General features: G+C 45.4%; 27 protein-coding genes and 1 pseudogene. 6 read left to right on the forward strand and 22 right to left on the reverse strand.

The window, feature by feature from the left end; genetic code table 11:
• Positions 1 to 6: 6 nt before the first annotated feature.
• The 3 genes from JCM19039_RS25935 to JCM19039_RS17920 all read right to left on the reverse strand — a co-directional run bounded on the left by JCM19039_RS25935 (position 7) and on the right by JCM19039_RS17920 (position 1,976).
• The gene (locus tag JCM19039_RS25935; protein WP_238545125.1) at positions 7 to 429 is read right to left on the reverse strand and encodes a hypothetical protein; all 423 of its coding nucleotides are present in this window, start codon (positions 427 to 429) and stop codon (positions 7 to 9) included.
• Positions 344 to 1,501, reverse strand: a complete 1,158-nt coding sequence (locus JCM19039_RS17915; RefSeq protein ID WP_238545126.1) for a Na+:solute symporter — start codon at positions 1,499 to 1,501, stop codon at positions 344 to 346. Before JCM19039_RS17915 ends, JCM19039_RS25935 begins: the two co-directional genes overlap by 86 nt.
• Positions 1,502 to 1,652: 151 nt before the next feature.
• Positions 1,653 to 1,976: a 2Fe-2S iron-sulfur cluster-binding protein gene (locus JCM19039_RS17920; RefSeq protein WP_042429760.1), complete on the reverse strand. Its 324-nt coding sequence runs from the start codon at positions 1,974 to 1,976 to the stop codon at positions 1,653 to 1,655.
• Between the two features lie 135 nt (positions 1,977 to 2,111).
• Here JCM19039_RS17920 and fmdA point away from each other — a divergent pair.
• A pseudogene (fmdA, locus tag JCM19039_RS17925) lies at positions 2,112 to 3,295 on the forward strand (formamidase).
• Positions 3,296 to 3,619: 324 nt separating this feature from the next.
• On the opposite strand, the gene JCM19039_RS24580 reads toward fmdA, so the two are convergent.
• A complete protein-coding gene (locus JCM19039_RS24580; protein ID WP_193744286.1) occupies positions 3,620 to 3,844 on the reverse strand; it encodes a hypothetical protein in 225 nt (74 codons plus the stop codon).
• Here JCM19039_RS24580 and JCM19039_RS28185 point away from each other — a divergent pair.
• Positions 3,758 to 3,937: a nuclease-related domain-containing protein gene (locus JCM19039_RS28185; protein ID WP_081834602.1), complete on the forward strand. Its 180-nt coding sequence runs from the start codon at positions 3,758 to 3,760 to the stop codon at positions 3,935 to 3,937. The genes JCM19039_RS24580 and JCM19039_RS28185 overlap by 87 nt on opposite strands.
• An 869-nt stretch (positions 3,938 to 4,806) precedes the next feature.
• Here JCM19039_RS28185 and JCM19039_RS17940 read toward each other — a convergent pair.
• Complete coding sequence (locus JCM19039_RS17940) at positions 4,807 to 5,817, reverse strand: PTS transporter subunit IIC (protein WP_042429766.1); 1,011 nt, start codon at positions 5,815 to 5,817, stop codon at positions 4,807 to 4,809.
• A 280-nt stretch (positions 5,818 to 6,097) separates the two neighbouring features.
• Here JCM19039_RS17940 and JCM19039_RS17945 point away from each other — a divergent pair, with 280 nt between their 5' ends.
• Positions 6,098 to 6,775 carry a glycine betaine ABC transporter substrate-binding protein gene (locus JCM19039_RS17945; RefSeq protein WP_052398917.1) on the forward strand — a complete coding sequence of 226 codons (678 nt, stop codon included), beginning with the start codon at positions 6,098 to 6,100 and terminating at the stop codon, positions 6,773 to 6,775.
• A 17-nt stretch (positions 6,776 to 6,792) separates the two neighbouring features.
• Positions 6,793 to 6,987, forward strand: a complete 195-nt coding sequence (locus tag JCM19039_RS22545) for a glycine betaine ABC transporter substrate-binding protein (RefSeq protein WP_152550266.1) — start codon at positions 6,793 to 6,795, stop codon at positions 6,985 to 6,987.
• Positions 6,988 to 8,739: 1,752 nt separating this feature from the next.
• Here the strand turns inward: JCM19039_RS22545 and JCM19039_RS24585 are convergent.
• Genes JCM19039_RS24585 through JCM19039_RS17960 form a run of 3 tightly spaced genes read right to left on the reverse strand, consistent with a single transcriptional unit; the run spans position 8,740 to position 10,255 of the window.
• Positions 8,740 to 8,910 (reverse strand): hypothetical protein, encoded by a 171-nt coding sequence (locus tag JCM19039_RS24585; protein WP_193744284.1) that lies wholly within the window; start codon positions 8,908 to 8,910, stop codon positions 8,740 to 8,742.
• A gap of 2 nt (positions 8,911 to 8,912) precedes the next feature.
• Positions 8,913 to 9,722 carry a bifunctional 2-polyprenyl-6-hydroxyphenol methylase/3-demethylubiquinol 3-O-methyltransferase UbiG gene (locus tag JCM19039_RS17955; RefSeq protein WP_042429772.1) on the reverse strand — a complete coding sequence of 270 codons (810 nt, stop codon included), beginning with the start codon at positions 9,720 to 9,722 and terminating at the stop codon, positions 8,913 to 8,915.
• Positions 9,719 to 10,255, reverse strand: coding sequence for a GNAT family N-acetyltransferase (locus JCM19039_RS17960; protein ID WP_042429774.1), 537 nt, complete (start codon positions 10,253 to 10,255; stop codon positions 9,719 to 9,721). Before JCM19039_RS17960 ends, JCM19039_RS17955 begins: the two co-directional genes overlap by 4 nt.
• Before the next feature lie 85 nt (positions 10,256 to 10,340).
• Here JCM19039_RS17960 and JCM19039_RS17965 point away from each other — a divergent pair, with 85 nt between their 5' ends.
• Positions 10,341 to 10,580 carry a hypothetical protein gene (locus JCM19039_RS17965; protein WP_238545127.1) on the forward strand — a complete coding sequence of 80 codons (240 nt, stop codon included), beginning with the start codon at positions 10,341 to 10,343 and terminating at the stop codon, positions 10,578 to 10,580.
• 54 nt (positions 10,581 to 10,634) lie between these two features.
• Positions 10,635 to 11,360, forward strand: coding sequence for a sulfite exporter TauE/SafE family protein (locus tag JCM19039_RS17970; protein WP_042429777.1), 726 nt, complete (start codon positions 10,635 to 10,637; stop codon positions 11,358 to 11,360).
• Between the two features lie 7 nt (positions 11,361 to 11,367).
• On the opposite strand, the gene JCM19039_RS17975 is transcribed toward JCM19039_RS17970, so the two are convergent.
• From JCM19039_RS17975 to JCM19039_RS18030, 14 genes are all read right to left on the reverse strand, one after another.
• Positions 11,368 to 11,826, reverse strand: coding sequence for an NUDIX pyrophosphatase (locus JCM19039_RS17975; RefSeq protein ID WP_238545128.1), 459 nt, complete (start codon positions 11,824 to 11,826; stop codon positions 11,368 to 11,370).
• Between the two features lie 328 nt (positions 11,827 to 12,154).
• Complete coding sequence (locus JCM19039_RS17980; RefSeq protein WP_042429781.1) at positions 12,155 to 12,667, reverse strand: DUF402 domain-containing protein; 513 nt, start codon at positions 12,665 to 12,667, stop codon at positions 12,155 to 12,157.
• Entirely contained in the window at positions 12,664 to 13,155 is a 492-nt protein-coding gene (locus JCM19039_RS17985) for a GyrI-like domain-containing protein (RefSeq protein WP_042429785.1), read from the reverse strand. Before JCM19039_RS17985 ends, JCM19039_RS17980 begins: the two co-directional genes overlap by 4 nt.
• A gap of 390 nt (positions 13,156 to 13,545) precedes the next feature.
• The gene (locus JCM19039_RS17990; RefSeq protein ID WP_042429788.1) at positions 13,546 to 14,487 is read right to left on the reverse strand and encodes a hypothetical protein; all 942 of its coding nucleotides are present in this window, start codon (positions 14,485 to 14,487) and stop codon (positions 13,546 to 13,548) included.
• A gap of 60 nt (positions 14,488 to 14,547) precedes the next feature.
• Positions 14,548 to 14,688, reverse strand: a complete 141-nt coding sequence (locus JCM19039_RS23975) for a lmo0937 family membrane protein (protein ID WP_152550267.1) — start codon at positions 14,686 to 14,688, stop codon at positions 14,548 to 14,550.
• Between the two features lie 145 nt (positions 14,689 to 14,833).
• On the reverse strand, positions 14,834 to 15,556 hold the full coding sequence (locus tag JCM19039_RS17995; RefSeq protein WP_042429791.1) for an IucA/IucC family C-terminal-domain containing protein: 723 nt from the start codon (positions 15,554 to 15,556) through the stop codon (positions 14,834 to 14,836).
• 20 nt (positions 15,557 to 15,576) lie between these two features.
• Positions 15,577 to 16,389, reverse strand: coding sequence for an ABC transporter ATP-binding protein (locus JCM19039_RS18000; RefSeq protein WP_042429794.1), 813 nt, complete (start codon positions 16,387 to 16,389; stop codon positions 15,577 to 15,579).
• Between the two features lie 12 nt (positions 16,390 to 16,401).
• Complete coding sequence (locus tag JCM19039_RS18005; RefSeq protein ID WP_042429797.1) at positions 16,402 to 17,442, reverse strand: iron ABC transporter permease; 1,041 nt, start codon at positions 17,440 to 17,442, stop codon at positions 16,402 to 16,404.
• On the reverse strand, positions 17,439 to 17,993 hold the full coding sequence (locus tag JCM19039_RS27520) for an iron ABC transporter permease (protein ID WP_307190293.1): 555 nt from the start codon (positions 17,991 to 17,993) through the stop codon (positions 17,439 to 17,441). Before JCM19039_RS27520 ends, JCM19039_RS18005 begins: the two co-directional genes overlap by 4 nt.
• Positions 17,948 to 18,448 carry an iron chelate uptake ABC transporter family permease subunit gene (locus tag JCM19039_RS27525; RefSeq protein ID WP_307190292.1) on the reverse strand — a complete coding sequence of 167 codons (501 nt, stop codon included), beginning with the start codon at positions 18,446 to 18,448 and terminating at the stop codon, positions 17,948 to 17,950. The genes JCM19039_RS27520 and JCM19039_RS27525 overlap by 46 nt, the downstream gene beginning before the upstream one ends.
• Before the next feature lie 8 nt (positions 18,449 to 18,456).
• On the reverse strand, positions 18,457 to 19,332 hold the full coding sequence (locus JCM19039_RS18015) for an ABC transporter substrate-binding protein (protein WP_238545129.1): 876 nt from the start codon (positions 19,330 to 19,332) through the stop codon (positions 18,457 to 18,459).
• A gap of 201 nt (positions 19,333 to 19,533) precedes the next feature.
• Entirely contained in the window at positions 19,534 to 21,057 is a 1,524-nt protein-coding gene (locus JCM19039_RS18020; protein ID WP_193744285.1) for a helix-turn-helix domain-containing protein, read from the reverse strand.
• Between the two features lie 65 nt (positions 21,058 to 21,122).
• Positions 21,123 to 21,455 carry a YncE family protein gene (locus JCM19039_RS18025; protein WP_042429800.1) on the reverse strand — a complete coding sequence of 111 codons (333 nt, stop codon included), beginning with the start codon at positions 21,453 to 21,455 and terminating at the stop codon, positions 21,123 to 21,125.
• Positions 21,434 to 22,213, reverse strand: coding sequence for a YncE family protein (locus JCM19039_RS18030; protein WP_042429803.1), 780 nt, complete (start codon positions 22,211 to 22,213; stop codon positions 21,434 to 21,436). The genes JCM19039_RS18025 and JCM19039_RS18030 overlap by 22 nt, the downstream gene beginning before the upstream one ends.
• Positions 22,214 to 22,216 lie beyond the last annotated feature (3 nt).

A 22,216-nucleotide genomic window follows, 5' to 3' on the forward strand; every position in this document is an offset into this window, starting at 1 on the left:
AACCTTTTACAACGATTTAGAATATGAATCGGAATGTTTCACAGATTTTGTATTCAAAAGCTCTGCCACTTCAGGCTTGATTGGCTGATTACGACTCAAAATCCCTAGACCAATAAATACGATTAGCGATGTAACAACCGGCGAGCCCACCGCAATTGATAAGGGAACGTCTACGATTTTTGTTACGACGAACATGCTTAATCCAGCAATAATAGAAGCAATCGCAGCTTTTGAGTTGCAATATCGAAATGCTGGAACCAAACCGAGAATCATCGGCACAGAAATCGGTCCAATTAGTGCACCGAACCATTCAATGATAAGTCCAAATACTCCACCGAATTGCTCATGTTGTATTCCTATAATTAATGTTGCAAATGTAAAGATAAATGTCGTAATTCGTGCTAAACGTAGAGATTTTTTTCGATCCATACCTCGGAATTTTTTTTGAGATCACAGGTAAAATATCTCTCGTAATTACCGCTGAAACCGTGTTCGCATCTGCAGATGTCATTGACATTGTCGCTGCAAACAAGCCCGACAACACCAATCCAACCAAACCAACCGGAAGTAACTCCATTGTTAGAAGTGCGTATGACTGCTGAGGATCTTCTAAGTTCGGTAATATTAGTGGTGCGGCCCACATTGGGAAAAACAAAATGAGCGGAATGACTAAATAAAGTCCTGCTGATAGCAATGCACTTTTCTTCGCGTCTTTAGGTGAAGGCGATGAAATATAGCGAGTGGCTAAGTTCCAAGTTCCCCCATTGTAGCTAAGGAAAACAACGAAGAAATACAAAAGAACATATAACAACGTATACGGTTCATTAAACGCCTGTGTGTGACCTTCTGGCAGTTCACTCCAAATACCAGTAATCGAACTCACGCCACCCATCATGCTCATGACAACGAAGAACATTGTAAGCGCTGCCACCATTTGAATGACCAATTGCGCAAGATCCGTCCACACATCTGCCCACAATCCTCCGATTGTGATGTAGATTAAAGAAACCACGCCCGAAATTAAGATGCCATACTCAATCGGAACTCCTGTAAATAAACTAAGTAAAATACCTATCGCTGCCCATTTAGCACCCACATCAAACAGCTTTAAGATAACCCCTGACCACGCCATCATTTGCTGAGAAGCAACATTATAGCGTAAAGCTAGATACTCGGTTGGTGACTCAATGTTATAATTCACACGTAATCTTGCCCACAACGGAGCAATCGTAAATGCACCAATAAGAACAGCCGCAACGATGACAAGCGCCCACCAGACATAAATTGTAAATCCGTGAGTGTATGCAATCCCTGCGTAAGCAACAAACACTGCCCCACTATACCCAGAGACATGATGAGAGATGCCCGATAACCACCAAGGTAACTTTCCCCCTGCTACAAAAAAATCTTTTGAGCCTTGCACTTTCCGAAACGACCATCCCCCAATGACGACCATGAGTACGAAGAAGAACACTACCACAACCCAATCCAATACATGCATGACAAATCCTCCCCTCGAATGAATTCTTAATTAGTCCTAGTTTATGACTAATTAAGAATTATCTTATAGCAGAGCAGGTTAGTTTGCAAACTATTTGTTAAATTTAATCACATAAAAAGCTGCTCAGCTCGTATAGCTGAACAGCCAATAATTAATCTACAGGACGTGGGCCTGCATCCAAACCTTCCGCACTCGCTGTGCGTATCGGTTTTACCGTCAAGTCTGACTGGACGCGAATTTGACAAGATAAGCGAATGTGATTTTCTTCAATCCCTCTTCGCTCTCGCACCTCTTGCTCTGCTTCACCAATCGGGCCGGGATCGCCTGCAAGCACCTCACATCGACACGTCGTGCATTTCGCATTTCCACCACAACGGTGCAAAATGTCTATGCCATTGTCTTCCAATGCTAAGACAAGCTTCTTTCCCTCTTCTACTTCAAACGTACCTTTTCCTTCGACTGTAATTTGTGGCACAACAACATCCCCTTTCTATCTATAGTTGAAAGTCTACCATTAGTTTCGGAAATTGTGTAGAATGACAAGGATTGACAATTCAGAATAGTTAATATAAAAATATAGAATACTCACATTTCAAAAGGAGAGATTCGATTGCCAAAAACATTGTTTAGCGTTGACTTATCAAAAAAGATGGACAAGCAAGCCGTTCCAGGCCACAACCGTTGGCATCCAGACATTCCAGCCGCATTCAGTGTTAACCCAGGCGAATCATTCCGAATGGAGTGCTTAGACTGGACAGATGGACAAATTTCAAATAATGACGACCCTTCTGACATTCAGCATGTAGACCTTGACCGCGTGCACGTATTAAGTGGCCCCGCCTATGTAAACGGCGTAGAACCAGGGGATTTACTCGTTGTCGACATTCTTAACGTAGGGGCATTTCAAGATCACGAATGGGGGTTCAATGGCATTTTCGCCAAGGAAAATGGCGGTAGCTTTCTCGTTGATCATTTTCCCGAAGCACAGAAGTCAATTTGGGATTTTGAGGGCATCTACGCTACAAGTCGGCACATTCCAGATGTGAAGTTTGCAGGCATCATTCACCCCGGTCTCATTGGCGTAGCCCTTCTCATGAACTACTTTCGGAATGGAACCGCAGAGAATCTGCACTCGTAGACGAAGATCCTAACCGCGTGCCACCGCTTGCGAACCTTCCAAACCCTGAAAGTGTCGTGCTCGGCACATTACAAGGGGAAGATTTTGACCGCGTCGCAAAAGAAGGAGCCCGAACAGTGCCACCGAGAGAGAACGGAGGAAACTGTGATATAAAGAATCTTTCTCGCGGTTCACGAATCTACTTCCCTGTATTTGTCGAAGGCGCAAAACTCTCCGTCGGAGACCTTCACTTTTCGCAAGGCGATGGCGAGATCACATTTTGTGGTGGTATTGAAATGCCTGGGTGGATTGAATTGCATGTCGATGTTATTAAAGGCGGGATGGATAAATATAGCATCCTAAAAAACCCCATCTTCCAACCAGGGCCTATGGATCCAAACTATAGCGAGTTTTTAACATTTGAAGGTGTAAGTGTAGATGACTCTTCAGGTAAACAAAGCTACCTTGATGTCAATATCGCTTATAAAAATGCATGTCTCAACGCCATTGAATACCTAAAAACCGTCGGCTACACCGCAGAGCAAGCCTACATGATTCTAGGCACTGCACCCGTTGAAGGGCGTGTCGCAGGTATTGTAGATATTCCAAATGCATGCTGCACAGTCTCAATTCCAACAGCGATTTTCAATAAGAACATCTTACCGCAAAAGGAATGATCCCATGATTTACTCTTTTTCGTGCCAACGTGTGGGCAATTTGAAGAAAGACACACAACTTCTACAGGCGACAAAACGAAATCATCATGTCCACAATGCCAGCAAACCGCCAAGCGAGTGTTCACTAAACCAAATACCTTTTCAATGAACCCACTCATTAAAAATAAAATTGATCGCGGCACAACACCAACCGTCACGAACACATCACAGCTTCAAGGAAAAAAGATTTCATCTTCAAAGCACAACCCACGACCATGGCAAATTTAATAAATCTGCGTTTTTCACGCAGATTTATTTTCTTAGAAAGTAGGGATTGTACTGATCTTAAAACCTCTCATTACACCACCCACGATTCAAACCCTCATCGCCCTGGAAGAACGCTTCAACTTCCACCACCCTGCCTATCCACTCGTTGAACGAGACCTTTCTCATGAACGAGCCGGCTTTGCTGGCGAACAGCACATGCAGTACTACTTCAGGCAGCAGAATACTTCGTCCCACGGTTACAGCCATCAACTTCGCCTCAACTCGTCCACTGACTTCTTTCAAATTGATACACTTCTTATTCACCCTCATGCCATGATCATCTTCGAAATTAAGAACATTACAGGTCAGCTGTCGTTTGACTTTGATCGTCAATAGCTGATTCGCTCAAAAGATGGACATACGGATATTTTCGCGGACCCCGTCCGGCAAGCATTTCAGCAAAAATCACAGCTCGAACATTGTCTTGGAAAACATAACATCACTCATCCACCAATTGAAGCCTATACCGTTTTGACGAACAGAAATGCAATGCTTGATCCTCTACCGCCCCACCCTTTTGCCAAGCATGTGCTCCGGCCGGTGGCGTCACTTGATCTTCTATTCAACCTTAAGCCTACTTCCGAACCCCTTTTCCCACATGCTGAGCAACTTGCTCACCTCTTAACATGTAGCCACCAACCTTATGTTCTGCAGCCATTTAAACGCTACGTCATCCAGCCTTCCAACCTTTATGCCGGAGTGCTATGTCCCCATTGCTCACGCGTAGTAATGCACTACTTCCACCGGACGTGGCACTGTCCGACGTGCGGGAAGCCCGACGCAAGTGCCCCCGTTCGCGTTCTCGAAGATTATGCTCGGTTATTCGCACCGTACATCCGTTTGAATGAACTCGTGGCATTTCTCAAGCTCCCTGACCGCTTTGCCGCAAGACGATTCGTAAAAAAATTCAACTTCGAAACGGCAGATAAGTGGGTGAAACTGCCAGTAAACTAGCCGGTACATGGGGAAGGAAGTGCAAGTGCACGCTTTCGACACGGGCGTGCACACAATCGACATGCAAGTGCACATTTTCGACAACCTCTCCTCTACCCCGAGGTGCTGCGACACCGGCACACTAATGTCGGTGTTTTATTCTGTGCAAAGACAGGGATAAGGGCGCTGTGGATAGGGAAGTGCACGTTTTCGACATGCAAGTGCACACTTTCGACACCGAACTGCACGCTTTCGACACCAAAACGCCCACTCTACTCTTCTTCGAGCTTCATATCTCCTGGCTTGATGAGTTTCATTTTGCGCATTAACTCGGAAAGGAGCAGTGCCACGAGGGCAGGCAATGTGATGTGGAACAGCAAGATGAGCATGAGCACTTCGAAGGTGAACCCCATCGATGTGAAGGTCATAATTTGGCCGACAAACCCGCTCGTCCCCATACCTGCGCCTTCGGCGTTATTGATCATGCCGAATTGAACGATGGCAACAGGGGCGATTAAGATCCCTGCTAACATCGGCGGAATGAGGATCCACGGGTTTTTGACGATGTTAGGCACTTGCAGCATCGAGGTTCCGACGCCCATGGATACGAGGCCACTGAGTTTGTTTTCGCGATAGCTACTCACGGCAAATCCAATCATTTGCGCGCAACAGCCGATCGTTGCCGCCCCTGCGGCAAGGCCGTCCAAATCAATCATGATGGCGATGGCGGCACTGGAAATGGGGGCGGTGAGGGCGAGCCCCATGAGGGCAGCAATAATCATGCTCATAAATAACGGTTCTTGTTCTGTTGCCCAGTTTACAACCGCACCGAACTCACGCATGGCACTATCGATCGGGGGACCGATGAGGGCGGCAACGGTATAACCAATGGCAATCGTCACAAATGGGGTGAGCAGGATATCAAATTTCGTCTCTTTGGATACGAGCTTTCCGAACTCGATTGCGATGAGTGATGCGACAAATGCCCCGGCAGGTCCACCGAGCTCAACCCCTGCTGCCCCGCATACAACTGCGGAGAACATGACGAGCGGAGGGGCGCCGAGGCCGTAGGCAACGGCGGCACCGATGGCAGGTCCTAATAAGCTCATGGCGAGCTGACCCATATCTTCGAGAAAACCGATCTCCAACTGTTCTCCGACGGTACTAATAATTAGACCGATAAGTAGCGTAGAAAACAGACCGAGCGTCATGTAACTGAAGGCGGTAATGATGTATGTACGCCACGATATTCGAATTCCTTTTCTCTTTAAAAACGCTCGCATGCTCTGCATCTACTCCTCAACCATTTGATGTATTACATATTAGGACGCGTGTAGACGTATTGCAACACGCGCAAAAAACCAATTACAGAAATTCCGACAAATTATGCAAATCATCAGCTTCAATGAGCATGATTGCCAATACTCGTGTGTTTGTTCACTTATTTCTAGAAATCATCGGAATTCTCAACGAAATCGTCTCCGAGTCGATTTGTACAATCTAGTATAGCATGATAACTTTTATAAAGACTTTAGACGCAAAACAACAGGAGGATAACGACGGATGAAGAAATTCGCAATCATGTGTGCAGCAGCAAGCACAGCGATGGTACTTACCGCTTGTGGAGACACCGATGAAGATAGTGAAGAATCGTCTGCAAGTATTGGCGAGCAAGTCGAATACGAGATTATTGGCATAGACCCTGGTTCAGTGATGATGGACACAACCGAGGAAGCACTTGATCATTATGGGTTGGATGAGTGGACGTTAACGAGTAGTTCGGAAGGCGCAATGGTCGCTGCTCTGGATTCTGCATATCAAGACGAAGAGCCGATCATTATTACGGCTTGGCAACCACACTGGAAATTTAATGCTTACGACCTTAAGTTCCTTGAAGACCCAGAGGAAGTCGTAACAGTTGAAAACGATGTACATACGCTTGTGCGTAACGGATTAGAGGAAGATCTTCCCTACGTTCATCAGTTTTTAGATCAATTCCAATTTGAATTGGACGAACAACAAGAAGTAATGGAAATGATGGACGTTGATGAGATGGCTGCGGAAGATGCGGCACGCACTTGGCTTGAAGACCACCCTGAACGTGTAGAAGAATGGACTGATGGTGTTGGCGAAGGTGACGGTGAAGAAGTTCGATTCGTACTTGAGGCTTGGTCAGACGCACAAGCAGCGACGAATATGGCCGCTGTAATGCTTGAAGACCTCGCTACACACCACACTTGAACGAAGTTGCAGTCAACATGATGTACGGCGGTCTTGCCACTGACTCAGCGGATGCGCTACTTGCCGCTTGGTACCCAAACCAAACACCGCTTTTCGAAGAGTTTGACGGCGATTTTGAAGACCTCGGCCCGAACTCGGTCGGAGCTGTGACAGGTGTTGCAGTGCCAACGTATATGGATATTGACTCTTTTGAAGAACTGCAAGACGAATAACAGATGGTTCATTGAGTAGGGGTGGTGACAAACCGCCTCCCTTTTGTTTCTCAAGTTTTGCGTAAACGTCTGAAAGAGTGTGCCATCTCCCTTTATAAGCCAAGTTGTCTTGCCCGAAAAACAGCGAAAGTAGCACCACAGCATCGTCTATGGAATGATTTTCGCTGTTTGTCTGTATAGGATGAACTTAAGATTTTCTTGATTTGCACTGTTGGATGTTGGGTTGGAGGGGGAGCGCGGTGCTATTTTACGCAGTTTGTTCCAACTGGGGCACAGATTCAATGCCCAAAAACGAGTAATCTGTCGGCCTGAGCGCGGCCGAAGCCAAATCGAACTCGGTTCGGCGCGGCTCGCGCCGACGTCTTGCTAGGTTTTTGGTTTGAAATGCAAAGGATGGTTCTCTGAACCCATTGCCGCAGGGGATGGCGACACATGCAGGCAAGATGAACGACCGTTCTGCGCTCAAGTTCCTCCCATCTGCGCGCAAGTTTGCGCTTTTCTCTGATTTTAGCGCCGATTTCTCCAAACTTGCGCGCAGTTTGTCCCAACTGGCGCGCAGATTCAATGCCCATTACTGAGCAACCTGTCAGCCTGAGCGCGGCCGAAGCCAAATTGGATTCGGTTCGGCGTGGCTCGCGCCGACAGCTTGTTGCTACTTCGGGGCCGGGATGTACACGTGACCCCGTAATCTGTTACCGAGTTTACTCATTCTGTTCCCTAGTTTATGAGAATAGACCGCTTTTCCTGCGATTTCCCCCAACTTGAGAACAGTTCGGTCGCAACTCGAGCACAGTTTTCACTTTACCAAGCTTACCATTGGTTCTTGATGAAATTTCTTTCGTTCAACTTATATAGATCACTACTTTAACGATCTAGATCGCGCACTATCAAGCGCTTTGGCCCTAAAATCTTCGATCTAGATCGTTTTCACTCCTGACGCCCGCGCTCGTCTCAACCAGCAGGCGTTTTTAGGAAATATTAGGAGTCTATTGCTCTATATAGGATGAATTTAGCATTTTCCTGATTGCACAGTTTGTTGTTGCTTTTCACTACAGGCGGATGGTTGCACTCCAGAGCACAAGGGCGACATCGGTGGCGAACCCCTGCCACCGTGTCTACTATGTAGTCCAGACTACAAGCGCGGTGGCCAAAAGACGTCCACCGTGTTTTCTTGGCACTCTAGAGCATAACGACGAAACGGTTCACGTTTCTGCCTACTGGTCATGGTATGGAAAGAAGCCGAAATGCCCCATATATTCATTTAAGTGACAATTGAGAAAGAAAAATCATCATTTCAAACGTGGATGCGCACATAAACGGAGTCAACGGTCACAAATCGAGATATATGTGATCGTTGACGGCCGAAAGTGCACGGTTTAAAGGCTGGATTGTCACATAAGTGCCAGGTCATCACACGATTGCGTCAGGTAGTGACCATCGGTCACATCTTTTTACCATTCAGCAAACGTGTTCCGTGTTTCCAACAACCCTTGCAGTAACGAACAACGATCGACATCGAAGTGAGATGCACTTCACCAGACAATCGGTAGGCGTTTGCCTGTAAAGACCGATTTCGGTCATCGGATTCAGTGAAGTTCTTTCGTTCAACTTATATCGTTACTTTCATGAAAATCACACCATAGAAGCTGAAAATAGGCTTAAATGAGGGAAAACCTGCCCGCCCGACGACGCCTCACGAGAAACGTATCCAGGCGCAAGGGTCACTTGGCCCTTGCGCCTGGACGTGTGTGGCTACCCAAAAAAGCTGGTAATGAACATGCCGACGATCGGTCCGATGATCGTAAAGCCTAGAATCACTGCACCAATAGCCAAAACGGGGGACAACCCTTTTTTCTTACGTTCTTCTGCAAGGTCTTGTCGTAGCCCGCGAATTTCTTCGAGTATTTCTTCTTCTTTGTCCAACGTTACACCCTCCCTTTTTGCCCGATATAAAGGAGATGAGACGAACTGCCAAGCATGTAAGGGTTCGTTGCTTCTTTAATGAGCCACTCTGTCACTTCTCGATCTTCTTTCCGTGCTCGCCAATACGCCCACTGCTCTTCGGTCATCATTGTCCCTACATTTGAACCGATCAATTCTTTCGTTTCGAACCCGAAAGATTCCATAAACGGAACAATGTTTTCAATGTCATAATAGTACGCCCCTGTAAACCGCCCGCTTTCAGCATGGTTGAACACACCGGTTTCATTAAATGACTTGATGGCCTCGAATTCATCATGTGGTGGCCATTTATGCGGGGCGGTAAGCGCATTTAATACGTGCCGTGTTCTCGGCATAAATGCCACGAAAATCACCCCTCCGATACGGGTCACACGAGCGAATTCTTGAACCGCTAACCGCCGATCGGCTTCTTCTTGCAAATGATAGAGAGGCCCAAGCATGAGCGCTGCATCAAAGCTGCCATCCCGAAAGCCAGACAAATCTCTCGCATCTTTCGTATAAAACCCGTCCATCGACGCATGTACACCTGCGTCCTTTGCGTGTTGCTCGGCTTGTACGACCAACCCGGGCGTCAAGTCCGTCACCGTCACAGTGTAACCACTGCCCGCAAGTGCGATTGCATACTTCCCAGGTCCAGCGCCATTATCCAAAATCGTTCCGGATTTCGGCAAGTGCTTTCTCATATAGTGAAGATTCACTTGAAACTCTACGGGTTCGCGGTCCAATCTGCCCCACTCGTCAAACTGTTCATAGTAAGACCGGATTTCCCTCATGGAAGCTGCTCCCATTCTTCTCGTAAAATCCCCATACGAATGGAGTCATAGTAGTGATTATTATAAAACCGAACGTTCCGAATCCGCGCCTCCATCTTCATGCCAAGCTTCTCGGCAACACGAACCATACGCTCATTCCCAGACCAAGTCGTCAGACCGACACGGACGAGCGGGAGCGTCGAAAAGAGGTGATCCATCCAGAGACGTAGCGCCTTTGAACCACTGCCCCCACCCCACCACTCTGGATCGTAAATGCCAATGCCCATTTCCAACCAATTCTTCATCTCGTCCTCATAATAGTACGTGACCGTGCCAATGACAATGCCATTTGCCTCAATGACCCAACCGTCATCGGAATTGACCCACTCGTCTCGCTTTTCCAAAAATCTATCAAGAGGCATTGTACGATGCGTGAAGTACGGTGCGTCCCACTTTTTCCATTCAGGGTTCTCCTCGCGATACAACAACTCCCATAGCCGTTCCATATCTTCATCACGAACCGGCCGAATCGTAATCTCTCCATCGGTGTACATTGAAATACCACTCCTTTTTATCAAATGATATCATTAATCTTTGAAAAATTGGGGAATAGGGACGATACATAGCAGGAGGTGGACAGTGTTGAAACTTATGAGTTATGGGTATTGGAGAAAGGGCCAAGTTCGGGCGATCTTTGATCGATTTCCTGACTCGACGGTGACGTTTCGACCGATTGCCTCATTTTATTTTGTGTATATGATTGATTGGTCAGAGCGCGATTTGTATGTAACACGTGAAGACCTTGCGCAAATGGAGACGCTCATGAATGACGAGTTAGGACTAGGTGACGCCTACCGAAAACGTAAACGTTTCTATTAAAGTAGAAAAAGTCATGATAGGCTTATGTAGACTGAACGTTGGGAGGCCTTTTCAATGACGCTCATCTTTTTTATCTGTTTAATCTTTGTGGCGTCGGTGTTGCAAACGAGCACAGGGTTTGGGTTTTCCATCATGGCTATGCCTCTACTTCTGCTCATCTTCCCCCCACAAGAAGCGATTCAAATTAATATCATCTTAACGATCTTCATTTCTCTATTTCTTATCGGCAAGATTCGCGAGTCGTTGCATGCGCCTTTGTTAAAACGAATCATTATCGGTAGCGTTCTCGGCGCGCCGCTTGGCTTCCTCTTATTTGTCACCGTGAACATTGACCTGTTTAAACTGGGCATTAGTGTCGTGTTGTTGTTGCTCACCGTATTACTCATCACACGTGTATCCATTCGTCCCACAAAAAATAGAGATTATATCATTGGCGGATTTTCTGGATTGTTTACGACGAGCATCGGAATGTCGGGTCCCCCGATGTTACTTTATTTTACTGGCGGTGACGCTGAGAAGAATCGGGTCCGGTCAACAACGATTGCGTTCTCGCTTTTCATCAATACGTTTAGCCTCATTGCCCACGTGTCACTCTTAGGAACGAACCGCATCGTTTGGGAAACGATCCTCTATTCCATTCCAGTTGTACTGATCGGCATCTTTGCCGGGCAAAAACTGTTTGATTGGCTTGACCAAAAAACATTCAAACGAATCTTATACGTGATACTCGGCGGAACCGGTCTATACTTACTCATTGAAAGCATTGTCACGATGATTTGATGAAACCTCATTCGCTCCTCGTAACAATATGCAGTTGTTTTCGAGGGGCCTGTTGGACAAAATGCTTCTCAATAAACTCGAGCACCTGATCATTGCCCGGCATTGTCGCCTGCTCTTTTGCCGCTTCAATCGTTAACCACCGGTATTCGCTATGTTCATCATTTAAAACAATGGGTGTTGCCTCTTTCACAAGTCCGACAAATACCGGGGCAATATAAATTTCATTTTGCTCCGGTGAATAGAACTGATCAAATGTATTGGACGTGTACAGAGAAACGTCTGTAACCCCCGTTTCCTCTTCAATTTCACGAAGAGCCGCTTCCCACGCCCGCTCTCCTTCCTCTATACCTCCACCAATGTAGCACCACGCGCCTTGAAGGGGTGCGTCGTTTCTTTTTAATAGCAATACGTGGTTGTTCTTTAGCAGCACAGCTGCGATTCCTGAACTGTTGATCGGCACATTCACGATGCTTTCAATCCTTTCTAAAGCTTTGCTCCATTCAGCAAATTTTCCATCGGCCTATGACGTTACCCTTCGACCTTCTGCTTATAATAGAAGTCTGCACATAGCCGTAGCGTTTCTTCCTAAGAAATGCCATCATTCACACAGAGGCTTGTTCGAGTGGCATTGCCTCAAACCCGTACGCCCCTTCTTCTCCTGCTACTTGAATGATTTCCACTTCAATTCGTGAATGGATATACCCAATAACGTTATATCAAGAGTAGCCTCCGCATCAGCTTTTCACTTCCCCTGTCATTCATCTCGCATCTGTTCGTCATTCTTATTGAAGAAATCAAACAAACCCATTGTCTTCCCCCTTGGCCATATTTTTTAGCATCTGTTCAGATGTTCGAATAACAGCAGGAACAAGTGTGGGCAGTTCGGTTAATACACGATTTAGCGCATGCTGGACACGCCCGCCCTCGAAAACATTCATTGCTACAGGAAGCTCCTCCTCATCAAGCACAGCCAACCTGCCAGCCGGACAAACCGCAACATCAATAATGCGATCTTCATACAAGACATAGGATTCAGTAATTTCAGTTTGACCGACAATGTTGATGTAGGTGCCGATAAGGCGGTTTCTTGTATCTCGAAATACATACACGTTGTACGGACGGTCGGTCCAATAAAAAGCACACGTACACCCACCTTTAGGAACGGTAAGTGTGAACGGATCCGACTGTATACGAAAAGGCTTCTCGATGTGATGGTACAATACTGCTTCTCGTTCAGGTCGCAACAAAAGCGGCACACACGTGTACTCTTCAATCACACCATCGTACCGCTCTTTTCTCTCAATCATCGAAGCACTATCTTGTAATTCTTATTGATGATGGGTATGCGAATCTCAAACCGCTCGGCATCTGTTTCATACTTCTCATGCTTAATCGGCAATGCATCATAATACGGTTGATCATCGCTTGTATACGGCACATACTCACTAAATTCAAGCCATTCGTTCACCTGCATATACGTGGCTTCAATGGACCCACCTTCATGGGCGGTTACGAGATAGGTCATTTCTGGTATAACGAACTCTACAAATCCTGGAGGTACCTCTTGTTCTTCACTCACATGAAACACTGAATAGTATACGAATCCGTCCGGTCGCGTATGGTAAGAGAGCCCGTATCTCACGTGTGGCTCTTTAATGTCCACAAGCTCCTTCTTTCTTTGTATGGACTGCTCGATAAGCGTGGGAATTTCTTCAATGCTTGTGAACAAGACGTCCAGTTTAAGGCCGATAACCCGATAGGCTGGTATGTTTTGAACGCGGAAAATCGATCTCACCTCTAATTATTTTACTATTCATTATAATGAGTGTAGTCCTAGAACTCAACTTTATCCTTGGATCGTTTGCTGGGGCACGATTCAGGAAAAAAATCTTACCGTAGATGATTCTAAGGTAAGATTCTCTTTGTTTTTTGAAACGTTTTATTAAAAATCCTACTATAGAAACGAGAAAACGTACCATAGAATGACCAATGGTAAGATCTCAGCCGAAAACGCTAGCAAATTCAAGAAAACCTTACCATAGCGGATGACCCCCACACCGTTACTGTTAACGAATAACTGAATAATTGTTGATTTCATATTTAAGGACCGTACGCTATTTTTCAGAGCCCTCAGCGTAGAAAAGTGCGGCGCCTTACAACCTCAGCCCGATCATTGAGGTGCTCCCTACTGAATCGCTTCCGGCATGTCATATACGCCACGTTCTTCAATGTGTAATCCCATGTCGAACCCGTCGTCTTCAAGTTCGTTCTTACGTTCTTCGGCTTCCTCAAAAGTCACATAGTACCCTTCTTCAACAAACACACTGCTGTCTTCAGCGTGCAAAATTCTGACTTGTTCTCCACCCATCTCCCGAAAGTCTGTTTCCGCTCTTTGAATGTCCTCGACGGTCTCACCTTCAGGTATGGAAGCTGTTCGGAGTGAGAAAACAGTTGCGTATTCTTCTTCTGTTTCCATAGGTCGCACATCGGTGACGATCTTCGCTGGATTGTGCATTTCAAATATTTCAAATTCAATTGCTTCTTGAACGTACACTGCATATTGAATCGAAGCATCATCAAAATAAGGTACGGTCTCCATCTGAGAAAACAAGTTCATATTCGATAAATCAGGGACATCTGCTGGCTGACCACGAATTCCACTTAATGTGTACACGAGTCGTGAAGGATACGTTTCTTTCGTTACTTCAAAGTCATTTGGGATGTCTACGGGATCTTCGATCTCGTCATAAACCCCTTCATATATATCAAACACAAGCCGTTCATACTCATCATGAATACCATAATCGATGTTCCCTACGACTCTTCCATCTGTCATTTCTCCACCAGTAAATGTTCCTGCCTGCACATACTGCTCCTCTTTCGTCGTGGCAGACGCATACTCTTCTCCTACGAGTTCTTTCACTGCTAGATCTGTATCTTCTCCATTCTCTTCAAACTCATCGTTTTCTTCGTTTGGATTCTCTTCTTCCTCATTCGCTTCTTGCTCCACGCTCGGTTCCGTCGATTCATCAAGATCCCCATCATTGTCAGATGCTGCTTCCTCTACATCATTTCCACAAGCGGTTAACAAAACGACACCTAAAACTAGTGCACCCCATCTTCCCATGCTGGTCCTCCTTAAGATTGTTCACAGACAAATAAAGAAGAAGGTCTCCCTTCTTCTTTGCTACCTTCGACCGGTAATTAATTGGAATACAAGCACAACGAGTGCAACGATCAGAAGTAAATGTATGAGACCTTCACCAAAGCCACTAATAAAACCGAGTAGCCAAAGTACAAGTATAACGATAAAAATCGTCCATAGCATGGTAGATTCCCTCCCGTTATTTTGAGGCATATGAATAACATGCCCGTATTACAGGGGAGTTAAACCGATAACTGTTCCAACCATTAATAAATGGGTCTATTGAATGAGTCATATTATTACTACCAACTGAATGAAAAGCTTTCCTTTACCGTTCTAACGGACAAATCACACACCGTTCTAAATCTTCTTTTTTATTTTCGATGCGATGAAATAAGCAGCATGTCTTGCGCATACACGATGTTCCGTAAATCGCTTCTTCTCGTAAGTAAGGGGACATTGGGTTATGTGCGAGCCCAAAGAGCGATCCGTCTGCTTCTTTTAGAAAAGTAAAGTCAGATTGGATTAGAATTTTCTCCTCTACTGTCAAAGGAAGTTGTAACAACTTCCTATACACCGAATGAATACGAATCGCTGTATTTTCCCAAAGGATCCTTGAAGAAATCCGGACTTTCGTTAACGCTTGAATGAGAGGGGTAAAATGCTCTGTAAAAAATTGCTGTAAAACGGTTTGTCTCCATGCTTCTCGGTTCTCTGAATGACACATCCGCCATACACATTCGTTTTCATGGACACACAGCTTTTTTCGGTCGCCATTAAACACACACCCTTTCAGCGGCATCGCAAGTGCACAATGGTAGTTGCCTAAGCTATACAGCAACGAGCCGACGGAAACACGAGCATAATATTTAATAAAGAGTGAGGCGGCAACTTTAATGTTCGGTGCTTCAATCCTCTCCATATACTCTGTTAGAAAATCACGACAACGTTGAGGATCGAGCATTTCGTCCATGCGAAAGCCAACCGTCGATTGGGTGGATCGTTCAATTCCGAATGAAGACAGGTTATCTATGGTTACGGTATGACTCATTTTGTCTCACCCTTTCGAATTCAGCGTGCAAGTGCACGTACATCATTACGTCTAATCGCCTTTTTCCCGTACGGAATTGTCATCGGCGTACCCGTAACTGGATCAGGAATCACCTCACACTCCAGGGAAAATACCGCTCTCATCATCTCTGGTGTCACAACTTGTTCTGGCTTACCTTCTGCATAAACGGTTTGATCTTTAAGTGCGATCATATGATCAGCATATCTCGCTGCCAGATTCAAGTCATGCAACACGATGACGACCGTTTTCCCTTCCATTTCATTTAGCGTGTGGCAAAGATCAAGAATCTCTATCTGATGGGCAACATCGAGAAAAGTCGTCGGTTCATCAAGGAGGAGAATCTCCGTCCGTTGTGCGAGAGTCATCGCGATCCACGCTCGTTGCCGCTGTCCACCTGAGAGCGATGCAATCGTCCGATCTGCAAGGTGTTTGACACCTGTTGAGGCCATCGCCTCGTTGACGACCTGCTCATCTTCAACAGACCATTGCTGCAATAAGCTCTGGTGAGGATAACGACCTTGTTTCACAAGCTGTTGAACGGTAATTCCCTCCGGGCTACTTGCGCTTTGCGGTAGAACGGCCAATTTCTTGGCAATTGTTTTCGTCGACAATTGCTGAAGTTCATCTTCCGCTAATCGAACAGTTCCTGCCATCGGTTTTAATAGTCTAGCTAACGAACGTAATAGTGTCGATTTACCACACCCATTTGCGCCCACAAATATTGTGATCTTACCCTTTGGAATTTCGATATTTAAGTGATTAATAATCACGTTGTCTCGATATCCGAGTGTCAGGGATTCTGTTTGAATCATGTTCTCACCTCATTATTGATGACGGTTCCGATAGAGCAAGTACAGGAAGAAAGGTGCACCAATCGCCGATACAAATACACCCACCGGTACATCCAAAGGCAAAAAGGCCGTTCTACCAATTACATCTGCACTAAAGACCATCATTCCTCCAATCAATGCAGCCGCGGGCACAAGAACGGCAAAGGACTTGCCAAACAACAACCTTGCAATATGGGGTGCCATCAATCCGACGAAGCTAATGCCACCTGCAAATGCGACGGCAACACCTGCCAACAATACACTTATACTAATCATCATGAACCGCTGCACTTGCATTCGCGCGCCGAGACTTGTCGCCACCTCTTCACCGAGCTGGTGGACGTGCATCGCTCGGGTCAAAAGCAAAGCGAGTGGAATGCAGACGATAACCCAAGGAAACATCTGCCCGACATCGGTCCACGAAGCGCCGTACACACTGCCTGTCATCCATACGTATGCCTGACTACTCGTGTTCAGTGGGCTGAACACAATCATGAGTGTCGTTAATGCACTCAATAGTGCATTAATTCCTATACCGATTAAAATGAGACGAATGGGAGAAATGCCATCTTTCCATGCGAGCATGTAGATGAACAGTGAAACGACTGCTGAACCACCCATAGCGGCCAGTGGTAACCAACTCAGAGACACGATGCCGCCTAACGTTGTGATAAAGAACACAGCCGCAAGTGTACCTCCGCCTGTAATCCCAATAATGTCAGGTGATGCAAGCGGATTTCTTACCATTTCTTGCAATATTAAGCCGGATACCCCTAAAGCCGCTCCGGCAAACAAGGCAACGAGCATTCGAGGCAAACGCAAACTTTCAATGATGAACGTTGCCGATCCGACATCCATCCCGATTACATATTGAAAAATCGTAATTGGGGATACCCAAGTGCTACCAAGCGCTAACCCAATAGTCATCAGGACAATCATCGAGCAAAACAACAACATCATCATGAGCCATGGCTTCAATTCAAGCTGTAAAGAGAGTGTGCCTGACGATGAACGTACGTTAACGACCTTTTTCATGATTGCTTAAATCCTTTTCTCGCAATATAGATAAAGAACGGTGTGCCGAGTAGCGCCGTAACGACACCGATCGGAATTTCTCTAGGCTGAATGGCTACTCTGCCAACAACGTCTGCACAAAGCATAAGAATTGCACCAATTACCATGCAATAGACGAGCAACCACTTGTGCCGATGACCTACAAGAAAACGAGCGATATGCGGGACAATTAATCCTATAAAACCAATCATGCCTCCCACAGCTACAGCACCACCAGCGAGTAACACAGCAACCACAATGATCATCAGCTTCACAACCCATACTCGTTGTCCAAGCCCTCGAGCTATATCATCTCCGGTATGCAACAAGTCCATCGGCTTGGCGATTAAAAATGCGAGTATAATGGCAATAAAAGCAATCGGCATAATTGGAAGAAGCATGTCAATTGATCGATTGGAAACCGTTCCTGCCATCCAAAGAAGAACGCGATCAAGGTTCGCTTCATTGGTGACGAGCAACCCTTGGGTTAATGAAACGAATAATGCCGTGATCGCTGTCCCTGCAAGTACGATGCGAACTGGTGATACATCTGGCTACCAACCGTTCCAAGAATATAAACCATAATGGCTGCAGCGAGGGCACCCGCAAAGGCAAACCAAAGAAGTGCCGGCAACGCTTGAATGGAGAAAAACGAAATGGCAGCCACAACAAAGAATAAAGCACCGGCATTGATGCCAAACACTCCAGGAGAGGCCAATGGATTCCGTGTTAATGCTTGGAGAAGTGCGCCAGCAACCGCAAGACTCACCCCTATAAAAATAGCGGATGCTGCTCGAGAAAGCCGGTGGTACAAAATGACATGATCCGCATTGGTAGCGTCGAAGCTACGTACAGCTTCAAATATCACCCCAGGGGCGACATATTGCTGGCCGACTTGTATGCTTGCATACATGGAAAGTACAAAAAGAACGATCAAGACGAAAAGCCCTAGCATTTTCGCCTTCGACGTTCGTAGCAACTCACGCATACTTTCCCTTATTCTCCGTCTTCAAGTTCAAAGATTTCATATAGGTCATCAAGCATTTCGTTCGCAGCTATAAAACCTGCACCCATGCTCCAAATCACTTCATCGACCATCTCTAGTTGTTCTTGATCCACGGCTTCAAGTTCATCCCAAAGTGGATGGCCAGTCCATAACTGCCAAGCTTCATCCAACTCGTCTGCTTCCTGGTTGCTTTGCAAATAGACAAAAAACATGTCACTTTCAAGCTCGGGTATGCTTTCCGTGTTCGTAAGCTCAATAAATGTTTCATCGTTTTCATACGCCTGTTGTTGATTGTCAGGCATTTCAAATCCTGCATCGCTTAATACACTTCCCGGAAACCCTTCAACAAACAGCCGCAACGAATCTGACCTAAAGTTAATCACAGAGCGTGTCATCGGCCACTCGTCTTGCGTCGATTCCATTTGCGATTGAAAGTCTTCAATACGTTCATCCCAATGATCCAACAACTGTTTTGCTTGATCTTCTTCCCCGAGCGTCTCTCCCATAATTTCTAACGTCGCCTTAAAGTCATTCAACTCTTCTAGCACAACCGTAGGAGCAATATCTGAGAGTTGCTCGTATACCTCTTCATGGCGGGATTGGGTTGCGATAATTACATCAGGTTCAAGTGCCGCAATTTCTTCTAAGTTTGGCTGAATCTCATCACCAACAATCGTACTCTCGCTCAAGTCATCTCGTAAGTATTCGTATACAGGTTGCTCTAACCAAGATTCGACAATGCCTACAGGCTCATATCCAAGTGCAACCGCTGTATCATTCGCACCTTGAAATAAGGTAACGACATTCTCTGGTGGTTCCTCAAACTCTGCAACGCCAAGTTGATGTTCTACTTCATACGCAGACATACTTTCTGCCTCTGTACTCACTGTAGAAGTTCCCTCATCTTCCCCGCAACCTGCAAGAAGTAAGTCCCACCGAAGATGATATATGGTGTTTTTTTCATAGTTTCCTCCACTTTCGTTGATAATGATTCTCATTACTGATTATATGACTATACGAACGAGAGAAACATAGACGAAAGCGACTTAACCCTGCATTATTCTGATTTAAGTGACGAAAAACTCGACCAACTTGTTGAGAAAAAGGTTATGAGAATAGGCATTATAACTTGTGTATAAATGCTTCGTATCATAAAGCGCGAATATGCGATCGTTTTGAACAGCCTTCAACAATTGCCATTGCTTGGTTTCCTTGAGTGTTCGCAATTGTCTTTCGATCGCATTCTGATCAGGCAAACGGTCATGGCTTCGATACAACGTAAGAATGATATAATCCGCATCCATTCGTAGCACATCTTCTAACCCTACTGGTCGTAAGTGGGCAATTCTTTCGACTTCTTTCGGTGCTTGAATATGAAGGTCATCGTAGAGCACGGTTCCCATATTTCTCATCCCATAGATGCAGTAGCCTTGTTCACCGACCCCAATAACAACGACCGTACCCTCTCCGATTTGAAGTTTGATGCGATCTCGAATGGTTTTTGCTTTCTCGTCATATTGCTTTAACCATTGCTTTGCATGCTCTTGCCGATGAACGATATCAGCCACTTGTTGAAAGTGATCTCTCCACGTCGATGTATACGGTAAGTTAACAACCGGAGCAATGTTGTTCATTACATCAAGCCGGTTGCCGCTCTCTTGCATAATGGAAGCCTTTTGTATAATCACATCAGGTTGAGCATCTAAAATTTTATTCACATCCGCTCGTTCCCGACCGATGTCTAGTACACCGGCTTCTTTGAGCGAAATCGGATAAGAATCGTTCATGATTGCCGCATATGGAAAACAATCCAACGCTAAAAGGTGACCGGTAACGAGATGATGAAGCGAGGCTACTTTCGTTGTTCTATCCCTCGTTTTCATATAATGATTTGGAGAGTAGCCTGTTAGTTGTTTAAACTGTCGACTGAAATAGAATTCATCGTTATAACCAACTTTAAGGGCCACTTCCCGAATCGTTGCTCGGTTTTGTACTAAGAGCCGTTTCGCATGTGTGAGACGAACATGATTTAAATATGAAATCGGACTCTGTGCATAACGTTCTTTGAATACTCTCGAAAAATAGTCTCGGTTTAGACCAGCTTTTTGCGCAAGTTGTGTTCGCGTCAAGGAGGTTGAGAAATATTGGTCAATGTATTGTTTAACCCCGTCGAGCCGTTTTGACAATGTGTCATCATTGCCATCATTTATTTCTCCATAAATGATATATAAAATTTCATAAAAAGTGTATGTGGGTCTGTATCCATGAACTTCTTTCATATGAGCCAATGCAATCAATTGCTGAATCTTATGGACAAACTGCTCATTCTTTTGAAATGTCAGGCTGATTTTTTCCAATGGAACTTTTAACATCGATGCATTGTGTTTATCTTTATCATACGCTTCACAAACCAATACATAATGAGCAGATCGACTGCCTAATTGATCTACCGTCGTTACGCTACACGTATCTCGGTCGATCGTTATGTAAAAACCGTCCTCGTTACTGACTTGTCCCTTTTTTAAATGGACCGCCGTTACAAAATGAAATGTATATGCGTTTACCATCTGTAGAAAAGTCGTTTTGCTCATAAGATTCTCCTTTCCATTGAAAATGAAAATCATTATCAACATAATACCATGAACAAATTCCGATCTCAAATGCTCATCTTCGTGGAGAACGACGCATCCACCTGGGCTGGAGCATGTGAACAAATGCGACCAACCACAGGCAAAACGTTAAGGCAAAGCAATGATTCGAAGTGCATAGTCTCCAGAGGGAACATACGAATGACTTGTTGTTGATTCATGTCGATTACATCGACAAATTTACTGTTTTTGTGTGCCAGATACGCGCGTCTCGTATACGGATTGAGTGCAACACTTATGATTGTACGTTTTGTCATCACCGTGTTTGCAATTGTGTTCGTGACTACATCTAAAACGGTAATGTATCCTTCACCATTCGTCACATACACTTCATTACCCACAGGTCCAACTCCATTTGTTTTGGGCTGCCTCCAACGAGTATTTCATCTAGAAACTCCATTGTCTCGCCATCATAGATTGAGACCGTTCCCCCGTCATGATTTGATACATACACAAAATTTGTCCGTTCATCGACCAACACGTCACTCGGATTGGCGAGCCCTTCAGTAAAGGGACCTATCACTTCATTCGTCGTGCCGTTTACGATATTCAGTTCATTAGAAAGCTGCCCTCCACTAACGACATAAACGACATTCGATTTTGCATTGACAGCTAATGCTGTTAATCGACACGGGAGCTGCCCTGTCCCGATGAGCTTCTCTTGTGTAAACGTGTGACCGTTAATGACAAACAGTTGTCCCGTTAACGTTCCAATATAGACACGGTTTGTCTTGAGGTTAAGGGCAATTGCCTCAGGACTTGGGAAAAGCGATTTAACCGTGATATGCTTGATCACCTTTTCCGTCTCAGCACAATATACAGAGACCATATTGGGCGCTTCCCCTGGGGCGACGTACACAACGTTTCGAACTGGATCTACGGCAATTGCACGTGATAAAAAGGTCGCGGGTAGCGTTCCAACACGTGTTTCTGTATGCCCTGCAAATACTGAAGCATTTCCTGTGGTTGGCATAAGCGTATACACTTTATTTAAGCCTGTGGGAACAGTTGGAGTGGTTGGTAACAGCGGGGAAGTGGGACGAGGCGGACCATTAATCACATTGTTGTAAAGCACAATCCAGCGCCGACCATCTTTCATCCT

Origin of the sequence: Geomicrobium sp. JCM 19039, assembly GCF_000698145.1 — a bacterium.
In the GTDB taxonomy this organism is placed as follows: domain Bacteria; phylum Bacillota; class Bacilli; order Bacillales; family Marinococcaceae; genus Geomicrobium_A.